At 71.4% G+C, this 16997-nt stretch carries 15 protein-coding genes; 4 read left to right on the top strand and 11 right to left on the bottom strand.

The features are described from left to right. Positions 1–445, bottom strand: a 445-nt coding sequence (locus M3E84_RS10465; protein ID WP_259896103.1) for a TRAP transporter large permease subunit, incomplete at its 3' end; no start/stop codon positions are given. 19 nt (positions 446–464) lie between these two features. Between M3E84_RS10465 and M3E84_RS10460 the strand changes: the two genes are divergently transcribed. The 3 genes from M3E84_RS10460 to M3E84_RS10450 all read left to right on the top strand — a co-directional run bounded on the left by M3E84_RS10460 (position 465) and on the right by M3E84_RS10450 (position 3265). After that, a complete protein-coding gene (locus M3E84_RS10460) occupies positions 465–980 on the top strand; it encodes an ABC transporter permease subunit (protein ID WP_311200466.1) in 516 nt (171 codons plus the stop codon). Positions 981–984: 4 nt separating this feature from the next. Beyond that, entirely contained in the window at positions 985–1662 is a 678-nt protein-coding gene (locus M3E84_RS10455) for a LysE family translocator (RefSeq protein ID WP_259896102.1), read from the top strand. A gap of 262 nt (positions 1663–1924) precedes the next feature. Then, positions 1925–3265 carry a uracil-xanthine permease family protein gene (locus M3E84_RS10450; RefSeq protein ID WP_259896104.1) on the top strand — a complete coding sequence of 447 codons (1341 nt, stop codon included), beginning with the start codon at positions 1925–1927 and terminating at the stop codon, positions 3263–3265. Positions 3266–3390: 125 nt separating this feature from the next. On the opposite strand, the gene M3E84_RS10445 is transcribed toward M3E84_RS10450, so the two are convergent. The 10 genes from M3E84_RS10445 to M3E84_RS10400 form a co-directional block, all read right to left on the bottom strand. Beyond that, a complete protein-coding gene (locus M3E84_RS10445; protein ID WP_259896101.1) occupies positions 3391–4470 on the bottom strand; it encodes an enoyl-CoA hydratase/isomerase family protein in 1080 nt (359 codons plus the stop codon). Positions 4471–4564: 94 nt separating this feature from the next. Next, complete coding sequence (locus tag M3E84_RS10440; RefSeq protein ID WP_259896100.1) at positions 4565–5965, bottom strand: MFS transporter; 1401 nt, start codon at positions 5963–5965, stop codon at positions 4565–4567. A 62-nt stretch (positions 5966–6027) separates the two neighbouring features. Next, positions 6028–7890 carry an ABC transporter ATP-binding protein gene (locus M3E84_RS10435; protein WP_259896099.1) on the bottom strand — a complete coding sequence of 621 codons (1863 nt, stop codon included), beginning with the start codon at positions 7888–7890 and terminating at the stop codon, positions 6028–6030. After that, complete coding sequence (locus M3E84_RS10430; RefSeq protein WP_396415610.1) at positions 7887–8954, bottom strand: ABC transporter permease; 1068 nt, start codon at positions 8952–8954, stop codon at positions 7887–7889. The genes M3E84_RS10435 and M3E84_RS10430 overlap by 4 nt, the downstream gene beginning before the upstream one ends. After that, complete coding sequence (locus M3E84_RS10425; protein WP_259896098.1) at positions 8951–9907, bottom strand: ABC transporter permease; 957 nt, start codon at positions 9905–9907, stop codon at positions 8951–8953. The genes M3E84_RS10430 and M3E84_RS10425 overlap by 4 nt, the downstream gene beginning before the upstream one ends. A 3-nt stretch (positions 9908–9910) precedes the next feature. Beyond that, positions 9911–11545 carry an ABC transporter substrate-binding protein gene (locus M3E84_RS10420; RefSeq protein WP_259896097.1) on the bottom strand — a complete coding sequence of 545 codons (1635 nt, stop codon included), beginning with the start codon at positions 11543–11545 and terminating at the stop codon, positions 9911–9913. A gap of 338 nt (positions 11546–11883) precedes the next feature. After that, positions 11884–12756: a glycerophosphodiester phosphodiesterase family protein gene (locus M3E84_RS10415; RefSeq protein ID WP_259896096.1), complete on the bottom strand. Its 873-nt coding sequence runs from the start codon at positions 12754–12756 to the stop codon at positions 11884–11886. Between the two features lie 77 nt (positions 12757–12833). Then, positions 12834–13739 carry an HAD family hydrolase gene (locus M3E84_RS10410; RefSeq protein WP_259896095.1) on the bottom strand — a complete coding sequence of 302 codons (906 nt, stop codon included), beginning with the start codon at positions 13737–13739 and terminating at the stop codon, positions 12834–12836. Beyond that, positions 13736–14236, bottom strand: a complete 501-nt coding sequence (locus M3E84_RS10405; protein ID WP_206390922.1) for a YbhB/YbcL family Raf kinase inhibitor-like protein — start codon at positions 14234–14236, stop codon at positions 13736–13738. Before M3E84_RS10405 ends, M3E84_RS10410 begins: the two co-directional genes overlap by 4 nt. 83 nt (positions 14237–14319) lie before the next feature. Then, the gene (locus tag M3E84_RS10400) at positions 14320–15330 is read right to left on the bottom strand and encodes a carbohydrate kinase (protein WP_259896094.1); all 1011 of its coding nucleotides are present in this window, start codon (positions 15328–15330) and stop codon (positions 14320–14322) included. Positions 15331–15522: 192 nt separating this feature from the next. Here M3E84_RS10400 and M3E84_RS10395 point away from each other — a divergent pair, with 192 nt between their 5' ends. Further along, positions 15523–16980 (top strand): glyceraldehyde-3-phosphate dehydrogenase, encoded by a 1458-nt coding sequence (locus M3E84_RS10395; protein WP_259896093.1) that lies wholly within the window; start codon positions 15523–15525, stop codon positions 16978–16980. The last annotated feature ends 17 nt before the right edge of the window (positions 16981–16997 follow it).

Raw genomic sequence — 16997 nt, 5'->3', positions numbered from 1 at the left:
CTGTCCGGGCGGCGCCCCTGCCGGCTGGACAGCGCTGAAGCCGCACCAGCGCAGCGATCACGGGCTCGATGCGCAGCCCCGCGACCTTGGCGGAGACGAACAGGACGTTGCCCACCGGCGGGGTGATGGTGCCCAGCGACGGCGCGAACACCACGATCAGCCCGAAGTGGATCGGGTCCACGCCGTACTCCGAGACGATGGGCAGGAAGTGCGGGGTGAAGATCAGGATCGCCGGCGTGGGATCCAGGAACGTCCCCACAGCCACCAGCAGGATCAGCGTGGGCGACTCGGTGATCCCCAGCATGGTCTCGGCGATCAGCTGAGGGATCCGCGAGTACGACATCACCCAAGACATGATCGTGGCCACGCCCACCAGCATCATGACGATCGAGGTGGTCCTGGTGGCCGCGAGCAGGATCCCGGGCAGCTGGCGCGGCGAGATCATCCGGTAGGCGAATCCCAGCCTGCTGGGGCTGCTGATCGGCTCGGCCCCGCGCTTCCGCTGGGCCTCGACGCCTCCCGTGCAGTTCCTGCGGATGGTCTCGCCGTTGTCCTGGGCGCCCGTGGCGGTCGCCCTGTTCGGCGTGGGGCACGCCCCCGTGATCTTCCTGGTGGCGATCGCCGCGGTGTGGCCGGTCGCGCTGAACACCGCCTCGGGCGTGGCCGCGCTCGATCCGCTGCACGTGCGGGTGGCCCGGACGCTGGGAGCCACCCGCACGGAGGTCCTGCGCACCGTCGTGCTGCCGAGCATCCGGCCCTTCACCATGACGGGCGTGCGCCTGGCGCTGGGCATCGCGTGGGTGGTCATCGTCCCGGCCGAGATGCTCGGCGTCTCCTCCGGCCTCGGCTATGAGATCCTCAATGCTCGCGATCGCCTGGCCTACGTCGAGATGCTCGTGGTCATCCTCCTCATCGGGCTGATCGGCATCGCGCTGGACACCCTGGCGCAGTGGCTGCTGCGCGAGCGATCGAGAGGCTGAACCCATGGAGCTCGCCCAGCTGCCGGGCCTGGCGCTGATCTGGATGGTGGCCGTGGCCGCACCCGGCCCGGACATGGTCCTGGTGCTCCAGCAGTCCATCACCCGCTCGCGTCGAGCCGGGCTGCTGGCCGCACTGGGCATCACCACGGGGGCGACCGTCTGGCTGCTCGGCGCCCTGTTCGGGCTCTCCGCACTGCTGCAGGCGCTGCCCGGGCTGATGAGCTGGCTCGAGCTGCTGGGCGGGCTCATGCTGGTGCTGATCGGCGTGACGGGGCTGCGCGCCTGGCGCGCCGCGCGCCGCGGGCGCACCACCCAGGAGCCCACGACCGCGCAGCAGCAGGCGGTGGGACGCGACCGCACGGCCGCCCCTGCCGGGGCCGATGCCTATCTGCGGGGCCTGGCCACCAACCTGTCGAACCCCAAGGCACTCGTGTTCTTCGGGGCGATCTTCTCGCCCTTCCTCACCGGCAGGATCGTCAGCCTCCAGACGGCGATCGTGATCGGCACTCTGATCGTGCTCACCATCGCGTGGTTCGGGCTCGTTGCGCTGGCAGCCTCGCAGCGCCGCCTCGCTCCGGTGATCGACCGCTTCCGCTCGGGCTTCGATGTCCTCGCCAGCTGCTTCTTCATCGCCGTCGGCCTGGGCTTCCTCATCACCGCGCTCGTGCACCTGCTCGGCTGAGGCGCCGTCTGCCCCTCAGACCATCACGACGTCCCCGCGGCCGCCTGGCCGCCTGGCCGCCTGGCCGCCTGGCCGTCGGCATCTGGGCCGACGCGGACCCCGACCGGCGGCTACGCTGATCCGCGATCATCGCGCAAGCGCCTCCACGGCTCGCGCCCCCGCTCGCTTCTCCAGGAGATCACCCATGAGCAGCTCCGCTCCCCGGCCGGAACAGCACCCCGCCCAGCCCGACTCGACCGCCGGCACCGCCGAGCGCGGCCTCCTGGCCAGGGCCGGGCTGAGCTGGTCGCTGCACGGCGACGGCCGCAGCGTCTCGCCCGGTGGCGTCGTCCCGCCGCAGGAGCGGCTGTCCTGGCCGCGCACCATCGGCATCGGCGCCCAGCACGTGGTGGCCATGTTCGGGGCGACCTTCCTGGTCCCGCTGATCACGGGCTTCCCGCCGTCGACCACGCTGTTCTTCTCCGGGCTGGGCACCATCCTGTTCCTGGTCATCACCCGCGGGCTCGTGCCGTCGTATCTGGGTTCGTCGTTCGCGTTCATCGCCCCGATCTCCGCAGCCATCGGCCAGTACGGCCCCGGCGGCGCCCTGGGCGGCGTGGTCATGGCCGGCGCGGCGCTGTTCCTGATCGGCGTGATCGTCCAGGTGCTCGGCACGGGCTGGCTCGCAGCGCTCATGCCCCCGCTGGTCACGGGCACGATCGTGGCGCTGATCGGCTTCAACCTGGCCCCGGCGGCCAAGGACAACTTCATGCTCGCCCCCACCACGGCGCTGGTGACGCTGCTGGCGATCATCCTCACGTCGGTGCTCTTCCGCGGGATCCTGGGGCGCCTGTCGATCCTGGTGGGCGTGGTGATCGGCTACCTCACGGCGGTGGTGCGCGGGGAGGTCGACTTCTCCGCGATCAGCGCGGCCTGGGAGGCCGAGGGGCTGCTGGGGCTGCCGCAGTTCCACGCCCCGGAGTTCCACCTCTCGCTGATCGGGCTGTTCGTGCCGGTGATCCTGGTGCTCGTGGCCGAGAACATCGGGCATGTGAAGTCAGTGGCGCTGATGACCGGGCAGGACCTGGATCCGGTGCTCGGGCGGACCATCATGTCCGACGGCCTGGCGACGATCCTCGCCGGCTCCGGCGGCGGCTCGGGCACCACCACCTATGCCGAGAACATCGGCGTCATGGCCGCCACCAAGGTCTACTCCACGGCCGCCTACTGGGTCGCTGCGATCGTGGCCCTGCTGCTGTCCTTCTTCCCGGTCTTCGGCGCAGCCATCGCCACCGTGCCTCCGGGCGTTCTGGGCGGTGCGGCCACGGTGCTCTACGGGATGATCGGCATGCTCGGCGTGCGCATCTGGGTGCAGAACCGCGTGGACTTCTCCCACCCGGTGAACCTCACCACCGCCGCCGTGGCCATGATCATCGGCATCGCCGACTACACCTGGGATGCGTTCGGCATCCAGTTCGCGGGCATCGCCCTGGGCACCGCAGCCACCCTGGTGGTCTTCCACGGCATGCGCGGACTCGCCCTGTGGCGCGGCACGGCCGGCGGCGATCCGCTGGCCCCGGACCGCGCGAGCACCCCGCACGAGCAGGCCTCCCCGCTCGGCTGACCCCACCCCACTGCGCCGAGTGGATACTCAGTTGCGCTGTTCGTGCCTACAGCGCAATCAAGTATCCACTCGGCGGGATGGTGGAGAGCAGGGCCGGGCTCAGGCTCGAGCTTGGCGGGCAGGGATCAGGGGCGGGTGCGCAGCGTCCCGGGCTGGTCGAGCACGCGGCGGATGGCCTCCACGTCGACCTCGCCCACCGACGCCGGCGACCACTGCGGGTCGTCCTGCTTGTCGATCATGGTGCAGCGCACTCCCTCGGCGAAGTCCGGGGAGGCGATCGTGTCTGCCGCCAGGGACAGCTCGCGCTCCAGGCACTCCTGCACGGACTCCGCCTCCGCGCCGCGCTCGAGCAGCTCCCACGTGCGCACCAGCGACGACGGCGACGCCCCCGCCAGGTCCTCGGCCGGGGCCTTGACCAGGATCTCGCCCAGCGTGTCGGCGCCGTAGAGCTCCTCGATCTCATCCCAGCGCTCCGGAAGCGAGGCCTCCGGGATGCCGTCGTTCTCGCCCGGACCGGCCGAATGCTCGGCGATGGCGGCGGCGATGCCGTCGCGGATCACGGCCTCCTTGAAGGACTCCAGGCGGTCCTCCGCCACGAAGTGGTCGGCCAGGCCGATGGCCATGGCATCGGGTCCAGAGATCCGGGCGCCGGTCAGCCCGAGCCAGCGCCCCACGGCCAGCGACGGACCGCGGCCCAGCAGGGAGACGCGCGGCAGGAACCACGAGGCGCCGATGTCCGGGAAGAACCCGATCCCGGTCTCCGGCATGCACATCACCGTGGTCTCGGTGACGATCCGGTGGGAGCCGTGCACGGAGATGCCCATGCCGCCGCCCATGGTGTAGCCCTCCATGACCGCGATGTAGGGCTTGGGGTACCGCGAGATCACCAGGTCCAGCGAGTACTCGTCGGTGAAGGCGGCCACGCCGTCCTCGAGGCGGTCATCGAGCACGGCCTCTCGCACCTGGCGGATGTCGCCGCCGGAGCAGAAGGCGCGCGCGGCGGAGGAGGTCACGAGCACCTGGGTGACGGCGTCGTCGTCCTGCCAGGCCCACAGGGCCTCGAGCATGTCGCGGTACATGCGTGCGGTGAGCGCATTGAGCGCCTTGGGGCGATCCAGGACGATGACCCCGGTGCCTCCTCGCACCTCGGTGCGCACATAGGCCTCGGGATCGGTGGCGGGTTCCTTCGCTGCGGTCTGCGTCATGCTCACCACTGTAGGAGCCCACGCGGACGCGCAGGGGCAGCGGTCGGCGGTTGCCGCCGCGGTTCCCCACGACGTCCCCGTCCGGCCGGGCGCCTCAGCCGATCAGGCGCCCCTTCATCTCCGGCAGCGCCAGCCCCGCCGCGGCCGCCAGGGCGAAGGCCGCCGAGAACACCCCGAAGACCACCGGCATGCCGCCGGCCGCGAACAGCACCGGGACCAGCAGCGGGGCCAGGATCGAGGCGATGCGCCCCACTCCCGCCGCCAGACCGGTGCCGGTGCCGCGCAGAGAGGTCGGGTAGAGCTCGGGGCCGATCGCGTAGAGCGTGCCCCAAGCCCCGAGGTTGAAGAACGACAGGCAGCACCCGGCCGCGATCACCGCGGCCTCCGAATCCGCCAGCCCGAAGCCGATGGCGGAGGCAGCCGAGCCCGCCAGGAAGACCACCAGCGTCACGCGCCGTCCCAGGACCTCGATCAGCCACGCGGCCATGGCATAGCCGGGCAGCTGGGCGAGCGTGATGATCAGCGTGAAGCCGAAGGAGCGCACCAGGCTGTAGCCCTGCTCGACCAGCAGCGACGGGATCCACGTGAACGCCCCGTAGTAGGCCAGGTTGAGGCAGAACCACACCGTCCACAGCGCGAGCGTCCGCCGCGCCAGACCGGCGGCGAAGATCGACGACGGGTGCCCGTTCCCAGGCTGACCCTGACGCGACGGATCCGCCGGTGCCTCCGTCGGTGCGACCGTCGCGGTCTTGAGGGCGGCAGTCGGCCGATCGGCGTCGTCGTGCTGAGCGAAGCCGGTCTGCCGCCCGCCGTCGGTCTCGAAGTCGCGCACGACGCGCTCGGCCTCGTCATGGCGCCCGCGCGACTCCAGGTAGCGCACGGACTCCGGCAGCCCGAAGCGGACCACCAGGGCGTAGAGGGCGGGCACCGCGCCGAGGGCCAGCGCCCAGCGCCAGCCGGAGTCGGAGGCGGCGACCACGAAGTACCCGATCGCCGCGGCGGCGATCCAGCCCACGGCCCAGAAGGCCTCGAGCCACACGACCACGCGTCCGCGGATGCGCCGCGGCGCGAACTCGGAGACCAGCGTGGAGGCCACGGGCAGCTCGGAGCCCAGTCCCAGGCCCACGATGAAGCGCAGGACGATCAGGGCGCCCACCGAGGCCACGAGCGCGCTCGCGCCCGTGGCCAGGCCGTAGACCAGCAGCGTCAGGCTGAACACGGCCCGGCGCCCGATCCGATCCGCCAGCAGACCGCCCAGGCTGGCCCCCAGGGCCATACCCAGAAAGCCCGCCGAGATGATCCAGGACCGCGTCTGGGCGTCGAGGCCCCACTGCTGGGCCAGCGCGGCGATCACGAACGAGATCAGCCCGACGTCCATGGCATCCAGCGCCCAGCCGATGCCGGAGGCGCCGAGCAGCCTCCGGTGCCGGCCGTTGAACGGGAGACGATCGAGGCGCTCGGCGCGGGTGGGGGCATGAGCGGTCTTCGTGCTCACGGGCCTGCTCTCTGTCGGGGTGAAACGGGATCGGACGCCCGTGGTGCGGGCGGCGCCGGCGGTCACAGCGTCAGCACATGCTCCAGCAGATCGCGCGTGTACTCGCTGTCCGGGGCCGCCAGGACGTCCTCGGTGAGCCCATGATCCACGATCCTGCCCTTCTGCAGCACCGCGAGCCGGTGGGCGATGTGGCGCGAGAGCGTGATGTTGTGCGTGACGAACAGCATGGCCATGCCGGTCTCGTCCTGGATCTCGCGCAGCAGCTCGATCACGGAGGCCTGCACGGAGACATCGAGCGCCGAGGTCACCTCATCGCACACCAGCACCGACGGAGCGCTGACCAGTGCGCGGGCGATCGCGGCGCGCTGCCGCTCGCCGCCGGAGAGGTCGCCGGGGCGGCGATCGATGTAGGAGCGCCCGAGCCGGACCTGATCCAGCGCCACGGAGACCGCCTCGCGGCGCTGGGCCGCGGAGGTGCCGCCGCCCATCCGCAGCGGCACGGCCAGGGACTCGCCGATCGTGCGCCGGGGGTTCAGCGACGAGAACGGCGACTGGAAGATGTACTGGATGCGCCGGCGCTGCTCGGGGGTGCGCTTGCGGGTGGTCTCGGCCAGCGGTTGGCCGTCCAGCAGCACCTGCCCCGTCCACGACGCCGCCGACAGCCCCGCGATGGCGCGGGCCAGGGTGGTCTTGCCGGAGCCCGACTCCCCCAGCAGCATCGTGGTCTGCCCGGAGTGCAGCTCCAGGCGCAGGCCGTCCAGCACCGTCTTGGGCCCGTACGACAGGCTCAGGTCCTCGACCGCCAGCAGGGGCCGCGACGACGGCTGCGGCGTCGGGTCCTGGTCCCTGCGAGGCTCGATCGCACCAGCCATCTCCGGCTCGGTCCGGGCGACAGAGCCAGACCCGGCCTGCGCCGACTCCTCATCCGGGCCCGACCCCTGTGCCCACGGAGGAACGACCGGGGCGTCGCCGTCGGCCGCCGACACGGCGCCTTCCGCGGCCGCCTTGCCCCGCTGAGCCACCGGCAGACCGCCGCCGATCCGCTTGCGGCCCTCGAGGTCCGGCACCGCCGCCACGAGACGGCGCGTGTAGTCGTGGCTCGGCGAGCGCAGCACCTGCTCCGCCGAGCCGGCCTCCACGATGCGGCCCTTGAGCATGACCGCGACCTCGTCGGCGATCTGGGCGACCACCGCGATGTCGTGGGTGATGTAGAGCCCGGCGGCGTCGTGGCGGCGGGTCAGATCCGTGACCGTGTCCAGGACCAGGTCCTGCGTGGCCACGTCCAGGCCGGTGGTGGGCTCATCCAGGATGATCACCGCCGGGCGGGTCGCGAAGGCCATGGCGATGCCGATGCGCTGCTGCTGCCCGCCCGAGAGCTGATGCGGGTAGCGCCGCTGCGCCGCGGCATCGGAGGGCATGCCGACCTCCTCGAGGACTTGGGCGACTCGCGCCTTGCGGGAGGCAGGGCCGTCTCCGTAGTCGTGGATGCGCAGGACCTCGGCTATCTGCTCGCCCACGCGCATGGATCCGTTGAGCGACAGCGCCGGGTCCTGGGGCACATAGGCGATCGTGGAGCCGCGCAGCCGCCGCACCTCGCCCGGGCTCAGCTGCGCGAGCTGCGCGCCGTCCGGGTGGAAGCGCGAGGCGCCCGGGTGCAGCGCGATCGAGCCTCCGCGCAGCTCCAGGCCGGGGCGCAGATGCGCCATGCACGCCAGCGCGGCGGTGGTCTTGCCCGAGCCGGACTCTCCGACCAGCGCCAGGATGCGCCCCGGATGCAGCTCGAAAGCGATGTCATGCAGGATCTGACGCCCGCCCGTCACGCCCAGGTCCAGCCCGGACACGCTCAGGGCGGTCTCGACGCTCGCCTTCGACGACGGGTCCGCGACGCGCCTGCCTAGTGCGCGCGATGCAGTGCTCGGGGTCATCGTCGTCCCTCCTCGGGGCTCGAGGCGGAGTCTGCTCCGGGGTGGGGGCCGCCGGCGGCCTCAGGAGCGGATGCGGAGGCCGACCCGGTGGCGGCCTCCGACTCGGGAACGGCCGCGGAGCCGGCCGGGGCTGCGCCCTGGGCGCCGGCGCGCACGCCCTCGAGGTCCTCCTCGACCACGGAGCTGCCCCCGGCGGAGGCTGCGGCGACACCGTCGGCGATCAGGTTGGTGCCCACCGTCAGCACGGCGATCGCCAGCACGGGAAGCAGCACGCCCCACGGCTGGACGGCCAGCGCGATCCGGTTCTCGTTGATCATCAGGCCCCAGTCGGCCGTGGGCGGCTGCATGCCCAGGCCCAGGAAGGACAGCGAGGCCAGCGCGCCGATCGAGTAGGTCATGCGCAGTCCGAGCTCGACCATCAGCGGGCCGGTGACGTTCGGCAGGATGTCCTGGGCCAGGATCCGCCACTGCGGCACGGCGTACATGTGGGAGGCCAGCACATAGTCCTCACCCACCACGCCGACGGCCGCCGAGCGCATCACGCGCGCGGTGCGCGGCGCATGGGTCAGCCCGACGACCAGGATCAGCACCCAGCCCTTGGGGCCCAGTACGGTGACGGCCAGCATGGCGAACACGAGCTGCGGCAGGGCGAGCCCGATATCGCCGAGGCGCATGATCAGGGCATCGAGCCAGCCTCCGCGCATGGCCGCGACCATGCCCAGCACGGCACCGAGCCCCACGCCCAGGGCGGTGGCCGCCGCCGACCACAGCAGCAGCCGCCAGCCGCCGGCCAGCCAGCGGGAGAGGACGTCGCGCCCGAGGTTGTCGGTGCCCAGCGCCGCGCCGTCGGCGACGAAGGGCCGGCCCACGAACTCGGTGGTCGTGTGCCCTGTCAGGGTCACGGCCAGGAAGGGGCCGAGCACCGCCACGAGCAGCACGAGACCGGTGAGGACCAGCCCCACCTTGGACTCCGTGCGTGCCAGGAACCTGCGCAGCAGGCTGTCGCGGACCGGGCTGCCGCCGATCGCGCCGGTCGAAGGTGCCCTGGTGGTGGAAGCGCTCATCGTCCGGACTCCGTCCGCAGCTTGGGGTTGGCGAGGATCCCGACGACGTCGGCCAGCAGGTTGACCACCACGTAGAAGGCGGCGATCAGTAGCGAGATCGTCTGCACCACCTGGACGTCGCGGTTGCCCACGGCATCAACCATGGCCTGCCCGATCCCGGGGTAGCGGAAGAGGACCTCGATGACAACGATGCCGCCGGCCAGCCAGGCCAGCTGCATGGCCACGACCTGGGCCACCGGCCCGATCGCATGCGGCAGGGCGTGGCGCAGGATGACCTGCCGCTCCGGGACGCCCTTGAGCCGGGCCATCTCCACGTAGCCGCTGGAGAGCACCTCGGTCATGGTCTGGCGCATCATGCGCACCATGTAGGGCACCACCACGAGCACCAGGGCGGCCACCGGCAGCACGAGCTGCAGCGGGAACTGCCAGACCCGGGTGCCGGGCGCGGCCATGGTCACCGACGGCAGGATCTGCAGCACGGTCGTGGAGAACAGGGCCACGAGCACGATGCCCACGACGAACTCCGGCAGCGAGGCCAGGATCATGGAGCCCGTGTTCAGCGCGGTGTCCGAGGCGCGGCCGCGGCGCAGAGCGGACCAGGTCCCCAGAGCCAGGCCCAGGGGAACGGCGATGACCGCGGCGATGGCCATGAGCACGAGCGAGTTGACGATCCGCTCGCCCAGCAGAGCGCTGATCGGCCCGCCGGTGGCCGCGGAGACGCCCATGTCCCCGGTGAGGATGCCGCCGAGCCAGCCGAGGTAGCGCTGCCACCAGGGCTGATCAAGGTCCAGCTGGGCGCGCAGGGCCTCGAGGCGCTCGGGAGTGGCCTGCTGGCCCAGGATCGCCTGGGCGGGATCGCCGGGCAGCAGGAGGGTGAAGACGAAGACGACGAAGGACACCGCCAGCAGCACCAGGACCGAGACCGCCAGTCTCTTGAGGATCATGCTCAGCATCTCTCAGGCCTCCCCGTCCGCGGCATCGCCGGTCTCGATCCACAGGTTCCGGAAGCGGAACGAGGCGATCGGCATACCCGATCGGTCGCTCGCCCCGCCGCCCACATAGCGCTGATAGGCGTCCGCCACATCGAAGAAGCCGAAGATGATGTTGCCGCCCTCGTCGTGATGCAGCTGCATGGCCCGGCGGGTCAGCTCCTCGCGCTCGGCGTCGTCGAGGGTCTCGCGGGCCTGCGCTACGAGCCGCGTGAACTCGGGCTGGTCCCAGTGGGTCTCGTTGTACGGCGAGTCCGGCAGGGAGGTGTCCGCCGCCTGCGGCAGGAAGTTGCGCGTGTAGTAGAACGACTGCGCGAACGGGAACTCGAGGTAGCCCGAGCCGAAGAACGTGGTGGCATCGACTCGGCGCAGGGAGACGTCGATCCCGGCATCGGCGGCCTGCTCCGCGAAGACCGTGGCGGCCTCGACCGCACCGGCCTGGATGGGGGCGGTCACCAGCTCCACGCTCAGGCCGTCCGGGTGCCCGGCCTCGCTCAGCAGCTGCTTGGCGCGCTCGATATCGCGCTCGCGCTGCGGCGCCTCCTGCGGATAGCCGGAATCGAACGGCGAGTACATATCATTGCCCACCCGTCCCTGCCCGGCGAAGGCGACCTCGACCATCTGCTCGCGGTCGATCACGAGCTTGAAGGCCTCGCGCACCCGGGGGTCGTCGAACGGGGCGGTGTCGGTGCGCATGGTGAACGGCACCCAGTTTCCGGTCTCGGAGGTGATCACCTGGATGCGGGGATCCTCGGAGACCACGTGCACGAGCGGCAGCGGCACCTGCGCGATCACATCCACCTGCGAGGACAGCAGCGAGTTCATCAGCGCGTCCTCGTCGTCGAAGTTCATCAGCAGGACCTCATCCACGTGCGGACGGCCCTGCCAGTAGTCGTCGAAGGCCGTCAGGTGTGTGGTGCCTCCCGGCTCGAAGTCCGTGAGCCGGAACGGACCGGTGCCGACGGGGTCGGCGGGGTCGTAGTCCTGCGGCACGATGCCCATGACGTACTGCGCGAGCGCATCCGTGAGCACCGCATCCGGGGAGCCGAGCACGAAGCGCACGGTGCGCTCGTCGACCTCCTCCACGGACTCGAGCGTGGCCAGCTTGCTCGCCCCGCTCTTGGGGTCCTCCGGGTCCAGGATCCGCTCGAAGGTGGCCTTCACATCCGCCGGGGTCAGCGGCCTGCCGTCGTGGAAGCGCACGCCCTCGCGCAGGGTGATCGTCCACTGATCGCCGGTCTCGTTCGGCTCGGCCGACTCCGCCAGCGCCGGCACCACCCGGTAGTCGGCGTCGTAGGCGAACAGGGTGTCGTAGAGGTTGAACATGCGCGCGGCGTCGCCGGTGCCCAGCGGGACGTGGGCGTCGACGGTGTCCGAGGCGCCGCCGCCGGTGATGCCCACGCGCAGCGTCCCGCCCTCCACGGGGGTGTCACCGGCTTCGAGCACCGAGGCCTCGGAGCCGCCGCAGCCGCTGAGCACGAGCCCGGCTCCGCCGGCGGCGGCTGCGAGCAGGCCGCGGCGGGTCAGCCGAGGAGGCCTCGGGCGATGAGAGATCGTGATCGGTGGGAAGCGGACAGGTCGGCGCTGAGGGTCCGGGGCCATGGAACCATCCGAGGATCGAGCCCCGAGACGTGACGGGGCGCTGCGCCCGGACGATCGCGGAAGGACCTGACCGGGTCGTGGGCAGGAAGATGCCCAGCTACGGAATGCTGCCGGAGCTGCGCTCGTGGAAGCTCCAGTCGCGGCGGCGGGGCTGGAGGGCGCTTGCGCTCACTGCTGCCATGGTCCGCCCCCTTCCGGTGCACGCGACCGGGGCGCCGGGATGGCACCGGCTCACCAGGGAGCTGTCGAGTCGCACCTCACACCATAGGCCCAGGGAGGGGCCACGGCCAGGCCGGACGAGGAGGTTGCCGAAGGTGTCCTGAGCCGGCCATTCGCCTTCAGGCCCGGGCGGCGTCCTCGGCCCGCAGGTCCAGGGCCAGATCGGCGCGGTTCGTGACGATCGCGTCCGCGCCCTCCCGCAGCAGCGCCTTCATGTCCTGCGGCTCATCGACGGTCCACACGTGCACCTGCACGCCGACCGCGTGGGCGCGCTCGATCAGCCGCTCGGTGACCAGGCGGCGATCGCGCAGGCGCGGACCGATCACCGGCAGCCCGATCAGCGCGGGGGCGAACCAGCGCCAGTGCATGGGCAGCTGGACGGCCTGGAACGGCGGGACCCAGCGCCGCGCCAGCAGGCGCACCACCGGCCACAGCCGCGGGGCCAGGCTCAGGCAGATGATCATCAATGCAGAGCCGAGGGAACCGGCCGAGGAGCTCGGCGTATCCAGCCCGCGCCCGCGCAGCTGCTTCAGCGTTCGACGGCGGCGGCCGTCGGAGAACGACGCGATCCGCACGCGCTCAGCACCCCCGGTGCGCTCGAGCAGCTCCGCGAGCGCTGTGACGGAGGCCTCGTCCTTCACATCGATGTTGAACCGGGCCTCCGGCATCTCCTCGAGCAGGTGCGCCAGCGTCAGCGGGGGCTCTCCCCCTGCCACGCTGAGCTCCATCATCTGGGCGTGCGTGTGATCGCCGACCTGCCCCGAGCCGTCGGTGACGCGGTCCAGCGAGCCGTCGTGGAAGACCATGACCACGCCGTCGCTGGTGGTGTTGACGTCGAGCTCGAGCCACAGGCAGCCGAGGTCCCAGGCTGCCTGGAAGGCGGTGAGGGTGTTCTCCGCTCCCTCCAGCGAGAAGCCGCGGTGGGCCATGACCGACGGCGTGGAGCCGTCCCTGTTGGTGTCGACGGCCGAAGGCGCCGTGCGGGATTCCATGCGCCGATAGTACGCACTTAGTTACCGACGAGTCACCAGAGTTCCGAGCAGTTGCCACGTGATTCCCGCGACGTGGTTCACAGGTCGGCGCGCACCGCCAGCAGCTGCTCGATGACCTGGGCGACGCCGTCGTCGTCGAAGCCGGGCGCGGTGCGCTCGACGGCCGCCACGACCGCCGGGTCCCCGGAGCTCAGGGCATAGCCGTACCCCGCCCACTGCAGCATCCGCAGGTCGTTCGGCATGTCGCCGAAGGCCAGGACCTCATGGGCCCCGATGCCCCTCTGGCGGCAGTGCTCGGCCAGCGCCTCCGCTTTGGAGAGCCCGGTGCGCGCGATCTCTGCCAGGGGGGCCTGCGCCACGGAGTGCGTGACCGAGACCAGATCGGAGACCTCCTCGCTGACCGCGGCCACGAACCGCTGCGGATCGGCTCCGGGCAGGCGGGCGAGGAGCTTCACGAGGCGGTCATCGGGCTCGAGCACCTGGGGCAGCGGGCCGATCCGAGCTCCCCTGATCCGAGTGCGGTCACCGACCAGCCAGTCCGGCTCGGCCGCCACGCCGCGCAGCGTCTCGGCGCTGAACACGGCCTGCGGGAAGAGTCGGCGCAGGCGCGCATGGACCTCGAGCGCCGTCTGGGCGCTGAGGGTCTTGCTGGAGACCACGGCCTCCTGGGCGAAGTCGTAGACGAGCGCCCCGTTGGAGCAGATGACGGCCCCGATGGGTGCCTGGTCCTCCCCGTCCGCGCCCGGGGCGATCGACTCCCTCAGCTCATGCAGCTCCCGCAGAGGATCCAGCCATCGCCACGGGCGCCCCGTGACGAAGATGATCGGGATCCCGGCCGCCTCGAGCTGTCTCAGGGCCTGCTGGGTCCGAGGCCGGAAGCGGAAGTCGTGGCCGATCAGCGTGCCGTCGAGGTCGCTGGCCACGAGACGGACCTCCCGGGCCATCCGCTGCGGATCCGGACCCAGGAGGTCGGTCCGACTCACTTCTCCTCGTGGGTCCCGGTGAGGAAGGCGCGGCCGATGCCGTGGAAGAACAGGTTGAAGTTCAGCACGGCGGGCGAGGCGCCCTCCACGTCCAGGTGATCGGTGTCCACCGCGGTGACGCAGAAGATGTAGCGGTGAGGGCCGTGGCCGGGAGGCGGAGCCGCGCCCTCGAAGGCCTCGGAGCCGCCGTCGGTGCGGTGGCGCGTGGAGCCCTCCGGCGGGTTGGCGGCCGCACCGGTCTCCAGGGAGGTCACGTCCGCGGGGATGTTGGACAGCGCCCAGTGCCAGTAGCCCGACGGGGTGGGGGCATCCGGGTCGAAGGCCGTCACCACGTAGGAGCGGGTGCCCTCCGGGGCGCCGGACCAGCTCAGCTGCGGCGAGACGTCCTGCCCCGCGACCTGTGCCTGGGGCAGCGGCTGGCCGTCGGCGATGTCCTGCGAGCTCAGCTCGAAGACGGGCAGCTCGGGAAGTCCTGCATAGGGGTCGCGATCGAGCATGGGGATCCTCCTAGATCCGTCGTGTCGTCCTTGCGATGGTCTCCCGGTGCCGCCGGAGCTGTGCGCGGCGGCGCCCGGGGAGCTCAGTCATCCAGCGTCCGGTCGAGCCCGGCAGGCTCGGCTCCGTCCGGCTCGGCTGGAGCGGCCGGCTCCGCGGCGACGCCCGCGAGGGCCTCGAGCTCGCTTCGGCGCGGGAGATCCGCACCGGCGCGCGAGACGGTGATGGCCGCGGCATCCGCCGCCCGGGTCAGGATCTCCCGGAGATCGTCCTCGCCGAGGGCGGCCAGGCGCTGGGCGGCTCCTGGGCCGGTGATCCCGCGATCGGCGGCCTGCGAGATCAGCGCGGCCATGAAGGTGTCGCCGGCGCCAACGGTGTCCACGACATCCGTGCGGCGGGCGGGGACCTCGATGCCCACGGGGCCGGTGGCCTCGGTCACCGCCCAGGGTCCCATCTCCCCGCGGGTCACGACCACCATGCCGGCGCCCTTGCGCAGCCACGCACGGGCCGACTCCTGGAGGGTCGAGCCGGGGTAGAGCCACAGCAGGTCCTCATCCGAGGCCTTGATCAGGTCGGAGCGCTCGGCCAGCTCCTCCACGCGAGCGCGCACGCGCTCCACGTCCGGAGTGATCGACGGTCGGCAGTTGGGGTCCAGGCTGATCAGGGCCCGGCCCTGTGCGGCCTCGATGAGCCGGCGCACCGTGTCCGCTCCCGGCTCCAGGGCTGCTGCGATCGAGCCAGTGTGCACCGCGTCCGAGGCCTCGGCGATGCGCTCCAGGTCCTGCTCCGACAGCGGCGGATCCCAGGTCAGCGCGAACTCGTACTCGGCCGAGCCGTCCTCCCCCAGGACGGCCTCTGCGGTGGAGGTCGGCTGGGACTGGCGCGGCAGCGGCAGCTCGATGCCCTCGGCGCTCAGGCTCTGCTCCAGGAGGCGGCCGTCGTCGTCCTCGCCCCAGGTGCCCAGGAAGGTCACGGGGTGCTCCAGCCGAGCCAGGCCCACCGCCACGTTGAAGGGGCTCCCGCCGGGGTGCCGCACGGCCTCTCCGCCCGGGCGCGAGACGACATCCACGAGTGCCTCACCGATGACTGTCAGCATGCGGCCACAGTAGCAGTGGGCACGACGCGGTGACCCCGTCCAACGGCTAGGATCTAGCCCGGAACCAGGCGCCTTCGCCTGCGCCACACGCCCCTGAGCACCGGCCCCGCAGCGGCCATCGGTGCGAGCCGTGCGACGACGCACGCAGCCACGGCTCCGACAGCGTCGTCGGAGCCAGGAAGCAGGTCATCTGTGAACTCCGTCGAGCCCTGGAACGAGCGCGAGGCCCGCGCTGAGGCCATGGTGCCCGTGATCGGCCGTCTCTACCGGGAGAACAAGGTCGTCCTGAGCATCCACGGCCGGTCCCTGGTGCACAAGTCCGTCCTCGACATCCTCAAGGCGCACCGATTCGCTCGGCGCATCGTCGGCGAGGAGCTGCCCACGGCTGTCACCGAGCAGCTCATCGGCATCATCGACTCGCTGGACCTGGGCGCCAGCCGTATCGACCTGGGCCGCCTGGCCGCCGGACTGCAGGACTCCCAGCGCGAGGACGTGCACCAGTACGTGCGCGAGCAGCTGGCCGCCGTCGTCCAGCGCAAGGGCCAGAACGTCGCCAAGACGCAGGATGTGGTGCTCTACGGCTTCGGGCGCATCGGCCGCCTGCTGACCCGTATCCTCGTGGAGCGCAACGACGGCACCGGCATGGTGCTGCGCGCCGTCGTGGTGCGCAAGAAGCCCGGCAACGACCTGGTCAAGCGCGCCTCCCTGCTGCGCCGCGACTCGATCCACGGCAAGTTCAACGGCTCGATCGTGGTGGACGAGCAGCGCAACGTGATCACCGCCAACGGCGTGGACATCCAGGTGATCTACGCCGACAGCCCCGCCGAGGTCGACTACACCGCCTACGGAATCCACGACGCCATCCTGATCGACAACACCGGCGTCTGGCGCGATGTCGACGGCCTCTCCCGCCACCTGCAGTCCCAGGGCATCGCCAAGGTCCTGCTGACCGCACCGGGCAAGGGCGAGATGAAGAACATCGTCTGCGGCGTCAACGACTCGGAGATCTCCCCCGAGGACCGGATCGTCTCTGCGGCCTCCTGCACCACCAACGCCATCACCCCGGTGGTCAAGGTGCTCGACGACGAGTACGGCATCTCCCAGGGCCATGTGGAGACCGTCCACGCCTTCACCAATGACCAGAACCTCACGGACAACTACCACAACGGCCCCCGCCGCGGCCGCGCCGCCGGGCTGAACATGGTGCTCACCGAGACCGGCGCCGCCAAGGCCGTCGCCAAGGCCCTGCCCAAGATGGAGGGCCGCCTCACCGGCAACGCCATCCGCGTGCCCGTCCCGGACGTCTCCATGGCCGTGCTGACCCTGCAGCTGGATCGCGCTCCCGCTGATGCCGCCGAGCTCAACGCCTTCCTGCGCGGCATCTCCCTGGACTCGCCGCTGAGCCGTCAGATCGACTACACCGACTCGCCGGAGACGGTGTCCTCGGACCTCGTGGGATCGCGCTACGCCTCGGTGGTGGACGGGCTGGCCACCGTCGTGAACGGCAAGACCGTCGTGGTCTACGTCTGGTACGACAACGAGTTCGGCTACTCCTCGCAGGTGGTCCGGGTGGCCGCCAAGATGGCGAACATCAAGCAGCCCACCTTCCCCGCCGACTGGACGCACGCCAGCTCCATCCCGGCGAACTGAGCCCACCCCATCGAGCG

The sequence above is a fragment of the Kocuria sp. p3-SID1428 genome (assembly GCF_025149945.1).
In the GTDB taxonomy this organism is placed as follows: Bacteria; Actinomycetota; Actinomycetes; order Actinomycetales; family Micrococcaceae; genus Kocuria.
The sequence above is the reverse complement of the archived record's forward strand: the minus strand, read 5'-3'. Positions and strand labels throughout refer to the sequence as shown.